Source organism: Cytobacillus citreus (assembly GCF_018343665.1).
Lineage (GTDB): Bacteria > Bacillota > Bacilli > Bacillales > Cytobacillaceae > Cytobacillus > Cytobacillus citreus.
On the sequence record NZ_JAGYPM010000005.1, the window covers coordinates 231,891 to 248,817 of the forward strand.

The following is a 16,927-nucleotide window of genomic DNA, read 5'->3' on the forward strand; positions in this document are numbered from 1 at the left end:
GATCTATATTAATTTGTCTAAGTATCTCCTTAAATTCCACGATTGTACCAATGCATTTATCCATTTGTCCGCATACGATAGATTGAACCTAAAACTTAAGGAGGAAAAAAAATGAACAAAGATAAAAATTGTGTAGATGTAGATATATCCGCCCAAGTTGGAGAATGTGAAAATGTGCCAGCATCTCCTACTACTACACCGGCAGGCGAAACAATAATCAGAGTACCTGTTACACTGGCGGAATTAACTGTAAGAACGAACTTGGTTGCGAAAATTCATTTTCCTGAACCAGTTCTTGAAATCAAAGATATTAAAAAGAGGGTAAAAATTGTTCAATGTAGACTACTTCTTCCTGGAGTGTCGGCAGGCTTTGATCCATTCGCAGCAACTGATTTGCGATTATTTTTAAAAGGGTTTGTTCGTAAAAACATCCAATATGCAACCCCTTGTCCTCATTCTACAGACCAATGCGTATCTTCTGAACTTCGATCTCTTACAGCTGATGTGCCTTTTGAATGTACGACTACAATTGGCGCAAGAGACTTTCTTAATCCGCCAGAGCTGCCGCTATTAAACACTCGTTCTGAATTCGACTTCTTTAGAGCTCAAGATTTGGGTCATGGCTTCCCTGAAAAGGATCACCTGCTTTCAAGTGATCTTTCCCAATTCCATCAAGTAAGCACACAGTTCTACAATCAGCTTCCTTTCTGTGAGTTAATATCAAGTAATATTATTGAATGGGATGAGGCTATAGACAGGGTGCCATTGCCTGGCAATAAGCCTTTTGAAGAGGGAATATTCGAAAATGTAGTTGAAAAGATGTTTTTAGAGTTTACGATTAAAGTATTACAAAACCAGCAAGTTCGTGTTAATGCATTATAATATAGAAATTTCAATCCTACTTAACTTTGGCGAGTGACGATAGGATTTTTAGCGAAGGCAATATCTTAGCAATTCCTTTTGGAGAGCATGGTATTGTCTTTTCCATTTTCTAAATATACCCCTCTCGTAACTATACATATTCGATTTCTTATAAATTGACAGTATTAATAATTATATATTTGTTTTTTTCTATACATCACTGCATTTGCTTTCTTCCTTGTACGGAATAAATTTTTTTGTTCATTTCATTGAATCCTCAGTGTTTTTAGGCAACCATCATTCTTTTTGCAAATTTTAATAGGCAGAGGCCCAAACATAGACGTATATCCCGCATAGGATGCATTATCTGTTTTTTAAGGAGGAGCCCAAATGTCAGATAAAAATAAAAAAGCGAATGAATGTAAAGTTTCAACAAACCAAAACGAGTGTGATAGTTATCATCATCATCCAAATGTAAGCATTGGAAAAATCATTACAAAGGTTCCAGTCGTATTAGCTGAGCTAACGATACAGGTAAATGTAGATGCATTAATTGAATTTCCAGAACCCGTATTAGAAATAAAAGATATTAAAAAGCATGTAAAATTAGTTCAGTGCAGATTGCTTTTACCAACAAACAAATTATTTATTAAAGGATTTGTTCGCAAAAATATTCAGTATGCGAGTCCAAGTATGGAAATAGATCAAAGTACATCAACAACAGTTGCGTCAGATTTGCATTCTCTCACTGTTGATATTCCATTTCAAACTGTAACGGAAATCAAGCGCTTCTTAACAAAACCAGTGAACCCAGAAGTAAACAAACGTAATGAGTTTGACTTCTTCGTATCGAAATCATTACCATCAGGTTTTCCAGAAAAAGATGAATTTCAATCAAGTGATCTTTCACAGTTTCATCAAGAAAGTACCCAGCATTATAATGAACTTCCGTTTTGTGAACTAATTTCTAGTAAAATTATTGAATGGGACGAAGCAATCGATAGAGTTCCCTTCCCTGATTCTGCACCTTTAGGTGAAGGAATCTTTACGAAAATTGAAGAAAAAATGGTGCTTGATATCACCTTAAAGGTTCTCCAAAATCAGCAAATACGTGTTTCTTCTACGACAAATGATGATTATGATCATGATTGTGATGAGTCTTGTTAGAGAGACCAAAATTAAATAATAGGCAAAGAGCATCTCAAAAACGCCGCTCTGCATCAGGCAATATCGGTGAACAAATTCTATCAATGCCTATCATTTTTACTCCACCAAGAGTAGACGCACAGCAGATTAAATCAATGAAAATTATAGAGCAATCTTTGGAATATGAAGATAGGGAAGAAAGAGTTAATTCGATGATGCAGCATTTTTCTTCAATGCTTGAAGATGCTCCTTCTTTGACGGAAGAGTCTTCGTCCTCTCATGATAAGTCCACTTCTAAACTTGAGGAAACTGAGGACCTTTCAAAGGAATTTCCTCTACCTGAAGAATCCAACTTCCTTCAGGCAGAGGTTACCTCCATGCAGACGGAGGACTTTTTAACACAGGATGAGTCTAGAACCATACTGGAAGAAGCCTCCCCTCTTCAGAGGGAGGAGTCTTCTATCGACGAGGATAAATCACTTATGGTTGAGTCTTCTTCTATACTGACGGATGATCATTCTAATCAGGATAGATCTTCTTCAATTCTTGAGAAAGCCGCTTCCCTTCAAGAAGAGGAGTCTTTTATTCACGAGAATACATCACTTATGAATGAGATTTCCTCTATACTGTCGGATGATTATTTTTATCCGGAGGAGTCTTCCTCAATTCTTGAGAAAGCCGCTTCCCTTCAAGAGGAAGAGTCTTCTATTCACGAGAATACATCACTTATGAATGAGATTTCCTCTATACTGTCGGATGATTATCTTTATCAAGAGGAGTCTTCTTCTATTCTTGAGAATGACGCTTCCCTTCAAGAAGAGGAGTCTTTTATTCACGAGAATACATCACTTATGAATGAGATTTCCTCTATGCTGTCGGATGATTATTTTTATCAAGAAGAGTCTTCTTCTATTCTTGAGAATGGCGCTTCCCTTCAAGAAGAGGAGTCTTCTTCTTCTTTTGAAGAATCTTCTACCTATGAGAATGCCTTTTTTCCAATACTAGAGGAGTCTTCTTCCATTCAGAATGAGTTTTCTACTTTGCTTACTGAAGCCTATTTCAATCTAGAAGAATCCTCTACCATCCAGGAGGAGATTGATTCTATAGTGGAGGAGAACTTTTCTGCAAAAGAGCAATCTTTGATTGAGGAATCCTCTTCTTTCCAAGAGGAGATTGATTCTATTCTGGAGGAGAACTTTTCTGTAAAAGAGCAATCTTTGATTGAGGAAACCTCTTCTTTCCAAGAGGAGGTTGATTCTATTCTGGAGGAGAACTTTTCTGTAGAAGAGGTATCTTTGATTGAGGAGGCCTCTTCATTACAAGAGGAGATGGATTCTATTCTGGAGGAGGACTTTTCCGTAGAAGAGGAATCTTTGATTGAGGAGGCCCCTTCATTACAAGAGGAGATGGATTCTATTCTGGAGGAGGACTTTTCCGTAGAAGAGGAATCTTTGATTGAGGAATCCTCTTCTTTCCAAGAGGAGATTGATTCTATTCTGGAGGAGGACTTTTCCGTAGAGGAGGAATCTTTGATTAAGGAATCCTCTTCATTACAAGAGAAGATTGATTCTATACTGGAGGAGGACTTTTCCGTAGAAAAGGAATCTTTGATTGAGGAATCCTCTTCATTACAAGAGGGGATTGATTCTATACTGGAGGAGGACTTTTCCGTAGAAGAGGAATCTTTGATTGAGGAATCCTCTTCATTACAAGAGGGGATTGATTCTATACTGGAGGATGTCTTTTCCGTAGAGGAGGATATGAGTGAGGAATCCTCTTCTTTCCAAGAGGAACTTAATTTAACAATAGTGGCTGCTTATTCCGTAAAGGATGAATTAATGTCAGAAGAATCCTCTTCTTTCCAAGAGGAGATTGATTCTATACTGGAGGAGGACTTATCCGTAGAGGAGGAGGATATGAGTGAGGAATCCTCTTCATCCCAGAGTGAGTTTGAATCTTTACTAGCGGATGCCTATTCTGTAGAAGAGAATATGAGTGAAGAATCCTCTTCATTACAGAGTGAGTTTGAATCTCTACTAGCAGATGCCTATTCTATAAAAGAGGAGGATATGAGTGAAGAATCCTCTTCATTCCAAGAGGAATCTTCTTCCGAAGAAAATTGTTTTGAAAGAGAATGGTTCAATGAAAAAGAGAATGAAGACAATTATCACGATCCTTCCCATACGAATAATCTTTCTGATGATTGCCTAAAAAAGAATCATAGCCCAATAGTAAAGCTTTCTGTTTTGCTTGCCAAAGTGAACATTGATATCGATATCTTTGATTCATACAATTTGTTTAGTGCATTGAAGAATGTGGAAAAAATTGATTGGTCCCTTCACTCTTTAGATTGCCGTGTACTTCTACCTTCAACTACCGTTTTTTTTAAAGGTGTACTGATAGCAGAAGTTGAATTTGTAAACGAGTCCCATACTCTTCACACAGTGAAAATCCCTGTTCCGTGGCAAAAAGTAACCAATATTCAGTGGTTTTTTCCTCCTGTCTTATCAAACAGCAGTCAAAAAGAGTTCATGTTCCAATCACATGACGACAGTGGGACCAGTTCACACCACGAGTATTATCAGTCACTTGCGAATCAAATTGAGCATCATTTACGCAGTATCAGCTTTATATGGCATAAGGAACAAAATTTGAAGGGAAACGTGCCTCAGCTTAATATTCAAGGAAGAGCCAATTTATCAATTGACCTACTGCAGCCGCAATATATTGAACTTCAATCAGCAGGACTTTTCCTAAAAGCCAAAAGAAAGGGTGCCTCCTTTTGAGAGACACCCTTTCACTGATTTATTAGCCAATCATACCCCTGAATCTATCAAAAATAGTTTCCTTCTTTTCATGTTCCTCAAATGAAGACGATTCATGTTCAACAGCTTCAGGTTCAGGGCATTGCTGTTTTTGGAACAATTTAATTCCAAGTACTACATCCATTTTTTCAGTGATCTTTCTAAATCTTCCAAAACTATCGTGTTTTTTGAAAATATCCCATTCGTCGATCACAGCAAAAAGCAATTTACATTCAACTGGTTCAGTAAATACTTCAAAAGTCAATGAGCCTGTAATACATTCATCAGCACCATGACCATTTTTAGCGATCTCTTTTCTTTCAAGAACGTTTTTCTTAATACTAAACTCTCCAAACGGGAATTGAGCAGGCTTATTGAGATGCACCTTTCTGAAACATCTAAATGGGACACTAACAGAAAAATCTCTTACCTTATCATCGCAGGACTCAACAAATTGAATATTTTTATGAACAACACCTTCAATAAATAACTTTACAGACTTATGAGTCGGATCAAAGGAATTTTTGACCACTTTACATTGTTTCAGTTTTACATTCTTCTTAACAAGCTTAAGATCTTTGGCATGCGCTGGCAGCTTAATATCTGCTTCTACTGGAATTTGAATAATTATATCATTTAATACTACTGTTTGTTCAAATTCACCTGGTGAAAAGAAATCTTCACTTTTACATTCGCCAGACACCGATTTTACTGTTTTACACTCCATTTGCGGAGGACAGTGATCGTGACCATGGCAGCCACACGTATTTTTTCTCATTCATTTTCTCTCCTTTAATATTGTTTTCAACAGTAAAGCGCATATCCGTTATTTACGGTTTATGACTTCTTTACTTTTGATACTTATATATATGTCTTAAAGGAGTAACCCGAATGGACAAGTGTCGGTGGACTATGGCCTTTTTATAAAATGGATCCTTACCCCTATCCCTTTTTACCTTGCCAGATTGTTAATTTGAAAATCCTTGCTTTTCATTGGTTTACCATCTATTCATTTTTGTTAATAAGCAAAAAACACAATCTTGTTTCCATTAGATCTCTACTGGTCAGCAATTTTCCTGATTAATCCATTAGCTGTATCAAATGGTCAGCAATTTTCTCGATATTCACTCGTTTATCACCTGTCGCCATATTATGAATGGCTCTAATTCGCTCATTCGAATCCACCACATACATGGTTGTAGAATGCACAACAAACCCATCTTGATTCTTTTCATATATCATGTTGAAGTTTTGAGCAAATTTCTTTGTTTCTTCTTCAGAGCCTCTTAAGAACAGCCAATTGGAGCTCGAAATTTCAAAAGCATTTTTATACTCTAAAATTCTCTCTTTCGTATCGTATTCCCGGTCCAATGTCACTGCTAGAATAAGATACTGATTATCAGATATTCCTTTTTCCTTCATTAATTGTTGTAATTTTTTTAGATCAATCATTGTGGTAGGACAAACGTCTGGACAATTTGTATAGAAGAAAGTAATAAGTTTTGGTTTTTTCTGTTTGGAAAATTCCTTTCCGCTCACTTCAGTAAGTGTCGAATCCTTCACATGGCCAATTTTCGGTAAATCTACTGATTGGGGCCAAAAGAAATAGAAAGCCATAAATCCAGCAAACAAGAAGATGGCAACAACAAATACCTTCATTTTTTCTCCTCCCTTATGACATATAAAGCGGTTACTTTACACCTTAAAGGAATAACGAATAAAGTGAAACTTCCATCAGTGGGGGTTTTTCGACGCACAGGACGTGCTAGTGCCGACGTTGCCACAGGACGTGGCGTTCTTAGTCGGCTTTCATCCCCCACTGATGGTTAGTTGAACCAATCACGCTCAAAACGCCACGTCCTGTGGCTTTCGCCTGACTAGGACATCGTGTCCGTCGTCGGGCCTTTACTGGTAGTTGACCCCCACTTAGGTTTCTTTCATTCTCTCGCAACCTTGAAGTGGGGGTCTTACTGCCCGTTAATCTGCGATAAAATGAACACAAGTGTATGAAGGAAGGTTGTAAAGATAGCAAGACTATACATGTTCGCCGTCATCATTGCTTCTGACTCGATCGGTATGTTGCAAAGCGCAGGATTTTGAAGCACAGCACCGAGCATCGTTCCCATAATTCCTCCCATTGTGCCATTATAAATACTGGTTAGCAGAGCTGGAGCTTTTATGAGTGAACCGAATTTCCAGCCTATTAGTAATCCAAGCAAAATCGGGATTAGAAATAGAGCCTTTAGAGAGCCAGGTAGTAATAGTTCAATGTGAAGTGCTATGATAAGTGGAGAGATCATTGTTATGGCCATACACATCGTCATCGAAAATCGATCATCAAATGACAAATTTTTCTTTTTGAATATCCTGTATACTAAACCTAATCCAATAAGATTCCAACTAAATAACATAATGATCAGCACAGTTTACTTCACGACCTTTTAATTGAAATAAGAATAGTGAGTAAACACAAAGCAAAAAAAATATGAACAAACCATACAAATACCGAGGTCATTTCTAAAACTGTCCCAATCATCGGTGACATCAATCCAACGATCACTCCATTCGTTAAACCGGTCACAAACGATTGATAATCGAACAACCGTCCAAACAATGCCCCAGTCACTAATCCTGCCAGTGTGGAGATAATCGTAATCCACGTGAAATGAAACGGATATTGCAGGATGAGTAATACACCAAATAGTAAAGCAGCCATTCCCCCCATTACAACACTAATATTCATTCCTAACTGAAACCCGATTAGCTTCTTGATTCGCAATAAATAAACATAAAGTCCAAGAACTATACAAACATCCGAGTACATAAAAAGCAGGAAAGTAATTTGATCCATAACACCACCTCAGATTTTCATATGAAACAGCTATTACCATAAATCCTATCCACTGAAAATTGATGGAAACTACATAATGATTATGCGAAATGCTAGGTAACTAGACCATGAATAGAAGTGATACATCAAAAATGGATAAAAAATACAATAAAAAATCTCCATGGTTTTTACGCCATGGAGATGATCTGAAATAATGAAGTTACAATTTTTACTGCTAATATCCTTTTTTGGGTTAAAAAAATACCTAATTCCTATATTGTCTTTTTAGACAGTATTGGAATTAGGTATTTCTATGTTCTGAAAATAATAAATATGAAAATTAATTTTGGGGCTGATTGATATTGGAAGCGACTGCCTCTTTCACCTGTTCCTCTTCCCACCCCTTACAAACATCCACCCACTCTTTAGCAGATGAGTATTCAACCAGTTCATCAAGGGTCAACTCAATAGCTGAGTTTGAACTGCCACAGGCGGGAAAAAGAGTCTCAAAGCGTTTCATCGAGATATCTAAATAGACATCTAATTCATTTGCTAATCCGAATGGACAAACTCCGCCAATGATGTGACCAGTTTGCTCTACCACTTCATCAGCCGAAAGCATGCGAGCTTTTAGGCCAAAAGCTTGGCGGAATTTCTTGTTATCAACCTTGGCATCACCTGCCGCAACTACTAGAATTGCTTGATCTCCCTCACCCTTGAAGGATAATGTTTTTGCAATTCTTGCAGGAATACAGCCAATCGCTTCAGCAGCCAGTTCAACTGTCGCACTTGATGTTTCAAACTCTAAAATGTCTGCCTCGCGATTCCACTTTTTAAAATGAGCCTTCACCGTTTCCAAAGACATCGCTTTCTTCCTTTCTTTACATTATTAGTAAGATGATAACATCCTTTAATACTGTAAAACAACGAGAATGAATGATTAAGCTAAAAACACCGTTCTAATTTCTGAACGGTGTCATCTTACAGCTTCCTTCTATTCCTTAATGGCCACATAAATATCTACTTGCGCTTGATGTGGATTTTCACATCTTTCATCATATACTTCAAAATCACCTGTATATGTTCTCTCTACATCAGCTAGTTCAAACCAATCCCAAATTTCTTGCCATGCCTTTATGACGATTTCAGATACTGGTCCTATATCAGAGGTGAACACAACATATTTTGCTGCCGGCACTGTTTTGACAACAATTCCTTCTGGTAGTGTATCTCTCGGACCTCCTTCAAGTCCAACAGTCATACTATATTCTCCATCTACTCCTTGTTCATAGTCAGAATAGAGGCCATATGTAACACCGCCCTGATCAGAAGCAGGGATTTTCTCATATACCTTTTGCTCGTAGTAGGTATTCCATAATTGGGGAATTTTCGCATTCGCTGTCATTTCATTTGCATTCGTTGTTTTGATTGTAATTCCAAAGATATGGAACGGCTCTTTTCCCTTAATAACGGGCTGATTCAACTTATTTATTCCTCCATCTCTTTAATGTTGGTAAAAACTCATTCAACATTGTTCGAGCTTCCTCTTCACTCTTCCCATCTTCTTTCAAAAATGGCACACATAGATTGATCATATCCGTGAGTGTCATGTTAGCTTGCTTGTATTCCCCATCCTCATAGCAATATACGCAATACTCTGCACTTCTTGCTCCATCCTTCTCAGTTCCAAATAGCTTCTCTTCATTTACTGGCATTCCACAGCTTTGACAATGAATAGTATTCATTTTACATACACCTTCCTTTCGTATATACACAATATATCGGTGTAAACCTGACAACTGTTTGTCATATTCGTTTAAATATTTTCCGTATATATTTTCATAACATCTATTATTCTCTTTTTAATGATCTCTCTTATATGAAGTGGCTCTAACACTTCTACTTTATTTCCAAAGCTTAAAATAAATCCATATAGCCACTCATCCTCTGGAATATCGATTTCAACAATGGATTGCTCTTCCTTGATGAACTCTACTCCAAACGATTCTTCCATTAACAGGCGAGATCCAGGGCTAAAGGATAGTTTTAGAGAAATAGTATTTTTCGGCTCATGCCACTCTTTATCCCAAGGCTGCTCAGATAGGTTGATCTCTTTGCGAATGAACTTTTCTTCACTTAATTGTATATCTTTCATTCTTGAGACCTTGAACAGGCGAAATGCCTCTCTTAAATGACAAAACCCATAGACGTACCACGATCTCCCTTTTTCCACAAGAATATGTGGCTCAATCATCCGTTCTGTTTGTTTTCCATAACCCTTAGAATATGTAAATATCAGACACGATGATGTTTCAATCGCTTGTTTCACTTTTGTTATTTTTTCCTTTAAGAGTGCATTTGACCCCCACGGACTATAATCGATAAAAATATAATCTAAGCTTGTTTTTCTTTCTGCAGCAATTCCTGTTATTTTTTCTAAAACCGCTTCCGCGTGTGGATCCTGATAAGAGGTAAGTACACTTTTTAAAGCAATTGATATCGAAGTAAGCTCATCCTCTGTCAACACTTGCTTATCAACTCGATATCCTTCTATTAAACTAATCCCGCCGTTTGCTCCTTGATAGCTTATGACCGGAATACCTGCCTTGCTAAGAGTATCCACATCCCGATAAATCGTCCGAATGGAAACATCAAATAGCTCTGCAAGCTCCTGTGCCTTCACTTTTTTACGATTTATTAAGATCATCGTCATTGTTAATAAACGGTCGAGTTTCATGATTTCTCTTTTCCTTTTCCTTAAATTAGCAAGATTATAGATTTCAAATTTCGATATAAACTTGCTAATGTCATCCTACTAAAATATTTAATAATTGGAAATGTTTTAGCGTTTATTATATGCTAATTTTTGTTTTTATTTTATAGGCATCAATTCCGATCTATATTTAATGCAAAAAACGCTACCTTTGGAAGATAGCGTTACAATAAAAATGCCTATAACCTAGCTGCTAAGCGCTGGTTCTTTTTGACGCAGTAGAACGCCAGTTACAGCCAGGGCGCATACTGCTAATAGAATCAGCATCGTGAAAACTGAATGGAGACTTGATTCTAATGCATGACCATAAAGTTTATCACTCAACAATAGCCCTGAAACAGCGATCCCAATTGCCTGCCCTAAATTTCTCATTAATGTATGTGAACCCATTGCCGCTCCGCGCATATTCCAATCAACAGCTGATTGAACAGCAACGGTAAAGGATGTCATCGCTAAACCGAAACCAAAGCCCAAGATAGCTGTATCTGCCATCAAGAACGGAATCGTTGTCCCTGACCTAAAGAAAGTTAATCCAATACATCCGATAATAATTAAAGAGATACCGATAACAGCCATTTTTCCGATCGGTGATTTTGCAAGCCATCTGCCTACAAAGACCGCACCAAGGGGCCAAGTAATCGACATAGGCAGCATCGCGATTCCAGAAAAAGTAGCGTTTAAGCCTGTTACACCTTGCACCCATAACGGAATATAAAAGGTGATAGCAACAAGAATAAATCCTAATAAAAAGCCGGCAATATTCGAAATCGTGATAAACTTGATTTTAAATAAGGAAAGCGGCAGCATTGGCTCTTTTCCCTTTGCTTCAATATAGAAAAATAAACAAAAGGTGATCAGTGAAACTGCTAATAAGGCAGAAATACTTGTCGTTAATGATCTATCCTCTTTTAATAATGTCAAAGCGTATAAAAAGGACGACATACTAATTGCAAACGTCGTAATACCTGCATAATCGATAATTTGCTTCTTCTTCTCAAGATTTTCATGTAATGATATAGATAATAATATTAAAGCAAAAATCCCAAATGGCAGGTTCATATAGAAAATCCAATGCCATGAAATAGTGTCGACGATAAAACCGCCTGCAAGTGGTCCGATAATCCCAGAAATTCCCCAAACACTGCTAATCATGCCTTGAATTTTTGCTCGCTCTTTGAATTCAAACACATCACCGATAATTGTAAACGGAATCGTTGTAAGCGCACCTGCTCCTAGTCCTTGAATCAAACGAAAAAGAACGAGCTGTTCCATTGTTTGCGAGAGCCCCGAAAGCATTGATCCTATTAGAAAAATAATCGTTCCAATCGTAAACATTCTCTTCCTGCCATATAAATCAGCTAGTTTTCCAAAAATAGGCGTACTAATCACCACAGCTAATAAATAGACAGAAATGACCCATGTATATAGCTTGCTGCCACCAAGATCCTCAACAATTTTCGGCATCGCGGTGCTGACAATCGTACCTTCGATGGCTGTCAAGAAGGTTGCAATTAATAAGGCGAGAACGACCGATCTCTGTTTTGTTTGTTTTTGCAAATTTTTCACCTCTAAAAAGAAAAGCTCAAGTTTAAATATTATAGCATACCTTTAATCTGTATACATTTAGAGGTGATAATAGATTCTCTCATTTTCCACTGTCAATAAGAAAAGGAACCAAAGCGACTTCGCTCTGATTCCTTTTTTAAATATATCTTAAATTATTCATTTAATTGTTTAATGAATTCCTTCATAAAGCCTGGGAGGTCTGGCCATGCGTGACCAGAAATAAGATTTCCTTCTACATGAAGATGTTCTTCGATATAGGTCGCGCCTGCTGCTTCAACATCTGGCTTACAGGCAATGTAAGCAGTCAGTTCACGGCCCTCCATAAATTGTCGAACCGTTGTTAAAATGAGGCTTGCATGGCAAATGGCTGCAACTGGTTTATTCGCTTCAAAGAAATGAGCAACAATTTTTGGAACATTTTCATTCAGACGAATGTATTCGGGTGCTCTTCCTCCAGGAATAATCAAGCCATCATATTCTTCAGGAATTACATCTTCAAAAGCCAAATGGGATTCAATTAAGTATCCTTTGCTTTCCGTATAAGTATCCCAGCCAATGAAATCATGCACAACCGTTTGTAGCTTTTTCTTTGATGGAGCAGCTATTTGTACATCGTATCCTTCTTCTAGACAGCGAAAATAAGGATAATAAATTTCTAACGCTTCAACTGCATCTCCCGCTAGTAGCAATACTTTTTTAACCATGATTACATTCCTCCCCTAAAAATATTTTTACAATATTTAAACATTCACCTTTCCACCTACGATTTCCTTCCGACAAATTTTTAAAATTAAGGATATATGGAGGATTCCCTTCACATAGTTGTCAGTTAAAATATTAGTTTAGTTCTATTCGGGAATAACACTATATTATTTTTATTCACGAATGGAATTTTTTAGAAGGTCATATTTTAATTCAATATCCCTCTATTACCAAAAATCATAAGTTATAAGATTTATTTTATGAAAATTTTAATAGGAAACGTGAGAATAATATAAATGCCATGATTATCTGGTTTATGTACTTATTATGTATAACAGTAGGGGTTTTGTATTTAATAATGAAATCTATTAGGAGAAAATTGAAATAATATATATAAATGTAACATATGGGCAACAAATCGCATATAGTACCTATAAAACGCAGAATAGAAAGGTGTATTAAGATGCCTTCGATTGTAATCAATTTATATTATATAAAAGTCAACAGTATTTCAGGTAACGGGTCTATTACGATAGGAGAAGCAACTCATAATAGTCACACGGCCAGTAACAAATCACAAGGAATTAATTCTTCATATGGTGATACTTCACCGACTGAAGCAATGATGGAAAATATATTTATTGATCCTGATGTGAACGACCAATCTGCAATTGGAAATACTGATACTGCGAATGTAAATATGCCGGGGCAACCACTGCCCCCGAATTTAATATAAAGGAGATTTATGACATGCCCAGTGTAATAAATATCTTAAATTTAAAGGTGAATGGAACTACTCAAAACGGAAATATTGATATTGGCCCTACTGTTCATAACAGTCATACTGCTAATAGTAAATTTTTTGGGTCAAACAATTCTTTCGGTGATTTTTCACCAGCATCTTCATTTTTAAACACAGGAACTATAGATCCAGATGTTAGTGATCAAGATCAAATAGGTAACCCTTCTTTTCCTATCTCTAATCTATTATAAAGGAGTATTACGATGGACATAGAAAAGATGAGAAAATGGCTAGAGATTACGAATGAATATAGAAATAGTGATTTTTGGTCTAGTGTACTCAAGCAAAAACATCCTGATGAATTTTTTAAAGAAAAGATGCCTAATCCCATATTTGATATGTACCAAAATGAGAAATATAACTTTATTATTTTTGAAATACCGGGAGTAAACCAAGAGGATCTTTCACTCAACTTAATCTCGGATACACATTTAAAAATTAGTGGCAAAACAAAGCCAGTATTACCACTAGAAATGGAAATGAAACGAGAGAGAGTATACGGTGAATTTGAACGAGTCATTGAACTGCCAGAAGCAACACAGGCCCATTTAATGCATATACAAATTAATAATGGGTTACTTCATATTTCATACCCTCGAAAAGTGGATTCGATTAGTTTTCCATAAATAATCCTTTAGATTTGAGAATAAAACTAGATTATAAGAGATGAAATAAACCTTTTTGCAAGGTTATCAGCCCATTCAAAAAAGGATGCTGGAAACTGTGATCAAGCCATCGTTTCTAACATCCTTTTCATATGATTATATATTTCCAAAACCTTCTCCAAAAACATCTCGAACATCATGTATAGCAACAAATGCGTTCTTGTCTGCATCGTTAACAATTTTCTTTAGCTTAACGACTTCTTGTTTGCTTATCACAATATATAAAATATCTTTTTGCATTTTTGTATAGTAGCCGGTGCCGGCAAAAACGGTCACACCTCTGTTCATCTTATCATTCACTTGCTGTGCAATTTCGTCAGGCACATCAGATATGATCGTCACAGCCTTTTTAGGATTTAACCCTTCAATTATGAACTCCATGACCTTCGTACCAATATAAAGCATCATAATCGTAAGCATCAGCTTTTCAGCACCGATAATGAAATAAGAAGAAAAAGCGACAATTAGATCGAAAAATAACAAGCCATAGCTAATACTCCAGCCTAGATATTTATTTGTGATTCTCGCTAAGATCGTCGTACCGGCAGTTGTTCCGCCAACACGGATGATCAAGCCTATTCCTATACCTACGAAGAGGCCGCCAAAGATCGCATTCACGACTATTTCATCTGATGGAATGCTCCAGCCCTTCGTTAAATGCAAGAATAGAGAATGAAGTACAACAGCAATAATCGTATAAATCGTTGTTGTTTTACTTAAAAATCGATAGCCTACAAGCAACAAAATAGAATTAAGCACTAAGTTCACTAACCCTGGAGACCATTCAAATAGATAATACGCAATAATGGTAATCCCAGTCACTCCGCCTTCACCGAGCTCGTTTGGAATAATAAATAGATTAACTCCTAGTGCAAAAATCAATGAGCCTAGCGCTATAAAAACAATATCTACTATCCTTTTTTTCATTACATGCCACCCTTTTAATATCCAATTATCTGCACATACAGAATCATACTATTATACTCGTATATTATTCTCGTTTCAACACCACTGAAAAAAGGATTACGGATATAAGTCTGGAACTATTTGGGAAATACCCACATCTTACAAATTTATTTTTTGCATGAATGTAGGTGACAGCAAGTGCTAATACAAGCACAGAGCCTTTTACAATATCAAATGTATTGTCCGCTTACATACAACAATATCCTTCTCTTTTGTCGCTTCATACCATGAAAATTCCCCCAATAGACTTTTGATATTTTCTATAAAGCTTGGATGAATAAGAAAAGTTGTCGCAGTCCGGATTTTTGTCACTGAAGAAGATTGAGTGCCGTTTTATTAGAAAAGCTGTTTTTATTTTCTCTTTTTTCAGCTTGTGGTGGTCTCATGAACTCTCTATGAGACCGCTTTTTCTCTTTTTTCTGCTTGAGATGGTCTCATGAGATAGCTATCGTTACCATTTATATCCGACTTTGGCTATAACAAAGGAATCTCTATTAACATTTAAGTCTATTACAGCTCATACAAATGATATAAATTTGTGTCCCAAAGAAAAATGATTAAAATTCATATGAAATAATATGGGAGTTGTCATCATGGCGATTCTTTTTTTGAGAGTTTAAGTTAGAGAAAGTAATAAGATTAGTGGGGGATTTTAATATATGTATATGCAGGAAAGAATTAAGGACAAAAATGGCTCCGCAGGTAGGACTCGAACCTACGACCGATCGGTTAACAGCCGATAGCTCTACCACTGAGCTACTGCGGAATAGTAATATAGAAATGGTGGGCCTAAATGGACTCGAACCATCGACCTCACGCTTATCAGGCGTGCGCTCTAACCAGCTGAGCTATAGGCCCACATTATGGAGCGGGTGAAGGGAATCGAACCCTCATCATCAGCTTGGAAGGCTGAGGTTTTACCACTAAACTACACCCGCAAATAAATAATATTCATCTGTATGGAGGCGGCAACCGGATTTGAACCGGTGATAAAGGTTTTGCAGACCTCTGCCTTACCACTTGGCTATGCCGCCAACAAAAAATGGCTGGGCTAGCTGGATTCGAACCAACGCATGACGGAGTCAAAGTCCGTTGCCTTACCGCTTGGCTATAGCCCATTGATTTAACCTCAAGAATCACTTCTTTGAGCATTCTTCATGAATTATCACCGCAGACACATTTAATTGCAAATGAATAACTACCATGAATTAACTTCTGTAGTTAAATGTGGCGACATTTACTATATATGAGTACCTACCATTTTGACATGGCCTAATATTAGTTTAATTTTATGGGGCGGCTGATGGGAATCGAACCCACGAATGTCGGAACCACAATCCGATGCGTTAACCACTTCGCCACAACCGCCATAATATTGGCAGGGGTAGTAGGAATCGAACCCACACTGGAGGTTTTGGAGACCTCTGTTCTACCTTTAAACTATACCCCTATAAATGGTGGTGGGGGACGGATTCGAACCGCCGAACCCACAGGGAGCGGATTTACAGTCCGCCGCGTTTAGCCACTTCGCTACCCCACCATATTCAGTAAAAAGGTATAAAAATGGTGGCTCAGGACGGAATCGAACCGCCGACACAAGGATTTTCAGTCCTTTGCTCTACCGACTGAGCTACTGAGCCACAAAACAAACTATATATCAACAGTAGTTTTAAACTACTGAAAAAAATGGCGGTCCGGACGGGACTCGAACCCGCGACCTCCTGCGTGACAGGCAGGCATTCTAACCAACTGAACTACCGGACCATATTGCGGGGACAGGATTTGAACCTGCGACCTTCGGGTTATGAGCCC

At 37.3% G+C, this 16,927-nt stretch carries 17 protein-coding genes and 10 tRNA genes; 6 read left to right on the forward strand and 21 right to left on the reverse strand.

From position 1 onward, the window contains the following. Window positions 1-111: 111 nt before the first annotated feature. The 3 genes from KHA94_RS21485 to KHA94_RS21495 all read left to right on the forward strand — a co-directional run bounded on the left by KHA94_RS21485 (window position 112) and on the right by KHA94_RS21495 (window position 4,793). The gene (locus tag KHA94_RS21485) at window positions 112-882 is read left to right on the forward strand and encodes a CsxC family protein (protein WP_213104169.1); all 771 of its coding nucleotides are present in this window, start codon (window positions 112-114) and stop codon (window positions 880-882) included. 369 nt (window positions 883-1,251) lie between these two features. Next, window positions 1,252-2,028, forward strand: coding sequence for a CsxC family protein (locus KHA94_RS21490; RefSeq protein WP_213104170.1), 777 nt, complete (start codon window positions 1,252-1,254; stop codon window positions 2,026-2,028). Continuing rightward, on the forward strand, window positions 2,022-4,793 hold the full coding sequence (locus KHA94_RS21495; RefSeq protein ID WP_213104171.1) for a hypothetical protein: 2,772 nt from the start codon (window positions 2,022-2,024) through the stop codon (window positions 4,791-4,793). Before KHA94_RS21490 ends, KHA94_RS21495 begins: the two co-directional genes overlap by 7 nt. Before the next feature lie 22 nt (window positions 4,794-4,815). Here KHA94_RS21495 and KHA94_RS21500 read toward each other — a convergent pair whose 3' ends face one another. The 10 genes from KHA94_RS21500 to KHA94_RS21545 all read right to left on the reverse strand — a co-directional run bounded on the left by KHA94_RS21500 (window position 4,816) and on the right by KHA94_RS21545 (window position 12,684). Beyond that, complete coding sequence (locus tag KHA94_RS21500; protein ID WP_213104172.1) at window positions 4,816-5,589, reverse strand: CsxC family protein; 774 nt, start codon at window positions 5,587-5,589, stop codon at window positions 4,816-4,818. A gap of 302 nt (window positions 5,590-5,891) precedes the next feature. Next, complete coding sequence (locus KHA94_RS21505; protein WP_213104173.1) at window positions 5,892-6,470, reverse strand: SCO family protein; 579 nt, start codon at window positions 6,468-6,470, stop codon at window positions 5,892-5,894. Window positions 6,471-6,778: 308 nt separating this feature from the next. Continuing rightward, window positions 6,779-7,234, reverse strand: a complete 456-nt coding sequence (locus KHA94_RS21510; RefSeq protein ID WP_338030851.1) for a hypothetical protein — start codon at window positions 7,232-7,234, stop codon at window positions 6,779-6,781. A gap of 8 nt (window positions 7,235-7,242) precedes the next feature. After that, a complete protein-coding gene (locus tag KHA94_RS21515) occupies window positions 7,243-7,662 on the reverse strand; it encodes a hypothetical protein (RefSeq protein ID WP_213104174.1) in 420 nt (139 codons plus the stop codon). 319 nt (window positions 7,663-7,981) lie between these two features. Beyond that, entirely contained in the window at window positions 7,982-8,506 is a 525-nt protein-coding gene (locus KHA94_RS21520) for a YbaK/EbsC family protein (RefSeq protein WP_213104175.1), read from the reverse strand. Window positions 8,507-8,635: 129 nt separating this feature from the next. Beyond that, window positions 8,636-9,124, reverse strand: coding sequence for a GyrI-like domain-containing protein (locus tag KHA94_RS21525; protein ID WP_213104176.1), 489 nt, complete (start codon window positions 9,122-9,124; stop codon window positions 8,636-8,638). Window position 9,125: 1 nt separating this feature from the next. Then, complete coding sequence (locus tag KHA94_RS21530) at window positions 9,126-9,386, reverse strand: zinc ribbon domain-containing protein (protein ID WP_213104177.1); 261 nt, start codon at window positions 9,384-9,386, stop codon at window positions 9,126-9,128. Window positions 9,387-9,457: 71 nt separating this feature from the next. Continuing rightward, window positions 9,458-10,378: a helix-turn-helix transcriptional regulator gene (locus KHA94_RS21535; RefSeq protein ID WP_213104178.1), complete on the reverse strand. Its 921-nt coding sequence runs from the start codon at window positions 10,376-10,378 to the stop codon at window positions 9,458-9,460. Window positions 10,379-10,600: 222 nt separating this feature from the next. Continuing rightward, complete coding sequence (locus KHA94_RS21540; RefSeq protein ID WP_213104179.1) at window positions 10,601-11,971, reverse strand: MDR family MFS transporter; 1,371 nt, start codon at window positions 11,969-11,971, stop codon at window positions 10,601-10,603. 161 nt (window positions 11,972-12,132) lie between these two features. Continuing rightward, window positions 12,133-12,684 carry a DJ-1/PfpI family protein gene (locus KHA94_RS21545; protein ID WP_213104180.1) on the reverse strand — a complete coding sequence of 184 codons (552 nt, stop codon included), beginning with the start codon at window positions 12,682-12,684 and terminating at the stop codon, window positions 12,133-12,135. A gap of 461 nt (window positions 12,685-13,145) precedes the next feature. On the opposite strand from KHA94_RS21545, the gene KHA94_RS21550 reads away from it, so the two are divergent. The 3 genes from KHA94_RS21550 to KHA94_RS21560 are packed head-to-tail and all read left to right on the forward strand — an operon-like array spanning window position 13,146 to window position 14,110. Further along, a complete protein-coding gene (locus tag KHA94_RS21550) occupies window positions 13,146-13,418 on the forward strand; it encodes a spore germination protein (RefSeq protein ID WP_213104181.1) in 273 nt (90 codons plus the stop codon). Window positions 13,419-13,432: 14 nt separating this feature from the next. Then, entirely contained in the window at window positions 13,433-13,675 is a 243-nt protein-coding gene (locus KHA94_RS21555) for a spore germination protein (RefSeq protein ID WP_213104182.1), read from the forward strand. A gap of 12 nt (window positions 13,676-13,687) precedes the next feature. Continuing rightward, window positions 13,688-14,110, forward strand: a complete 423-nt coding sequence (locus tag KHA94_RS21560) for an Hsp20/alpha crystallin family protein (RefSeq protein ID WP_213104183.1) — start codon at window positions 13,688-13,690, stop codon at window positions 14,108-14,110. Window positions 14,111-14,245: 135 nt separating this feature from the next. On the opposite strand, the gene KHA94_RS21565 is transcribed toward KHA94_RS21560, so the two are convergent. The 11 genes from KHA94_RS21565 to KHA94_RS21615 form a co-directional block, all read right to left on the reverse strand. Then, a complete protein-coding gene (locus tag KHA94_RS21565; RefSeq protein WP_213104184.1) occupies window positions 14,246-15,076 on the reverse strand; it encodes a YitT family protein in 831 nt (276 codons plus the stop codon). 730 nt (window positions 15,077-15,806) lie between these two features. Beyond that, window positions 15,807-15,881, reverse strand: a tRNA-Asn gene (locus KHA94_RS21570). A 15-nt stretch (window positions 15,882-15,896) separates the two neighbouring features. Beyond that, window positions 15,897-15,973 (reverse strand) — tRNA-Ile (locus KHA94_RS21575). A 6-nt stretch (window positions 15,974-15,979) separates the two neighbouring features. Beyond that, window positions 15,980-16,053, reverse strand: a tRNA-Gly gene (locus KHA94_RS21580). Between the two features lie 22 nt (window positions 16,054-16,075). Beyond that, a tRNA-Cys gene (locus KHA94_RS21585) sits at window positions 16,076-16,149 on the reverse strand. Window positions 16,150-16,158: 9 nt separating this feature from the next. Next, window positions 16,159-16,233 (reverse strand) — tRNA-Gln (locus KHA94_RS21590). A 174-nt stretch (window positions 16,234-16,407) separates the two neighbouring features. Continuing rightward, a tRNA-His gene (locus KHA94_RS21595) sits at window positions 16,408-16,483 on the reverse strand. 8 nt (window positions 16,484-16,491) lie between these two features. After that, a tRNA-Trp gene (locus tag KHA94_RS21600) sits at window positions 16,492-16,565 on the reverse strand. Window positions 16,566-16,570: 5 nt separating this feature from the next. After that, window positions 16,571-16,655 (reverse strand) — tRNA-Tyr (locus KHA94_RS21605). Window positions 16,656-16,679: 24 nt separating this feature from the next. Then, a tRNA-Phe gene (locus tag KHA94_RS21610) sits at window positions 16,680-16,755 on the reverse strand. 47 nt (window positions 16,756-16,802) lie between these two features. Next, window positions 16,803-16,879: transfer RNA gene (locus KHA94_RS21615), tRNA-Asp, on the reverse strand. Between the last annotated feature and the right edge of the window lie 48 nt (window positions 16,880-16,927).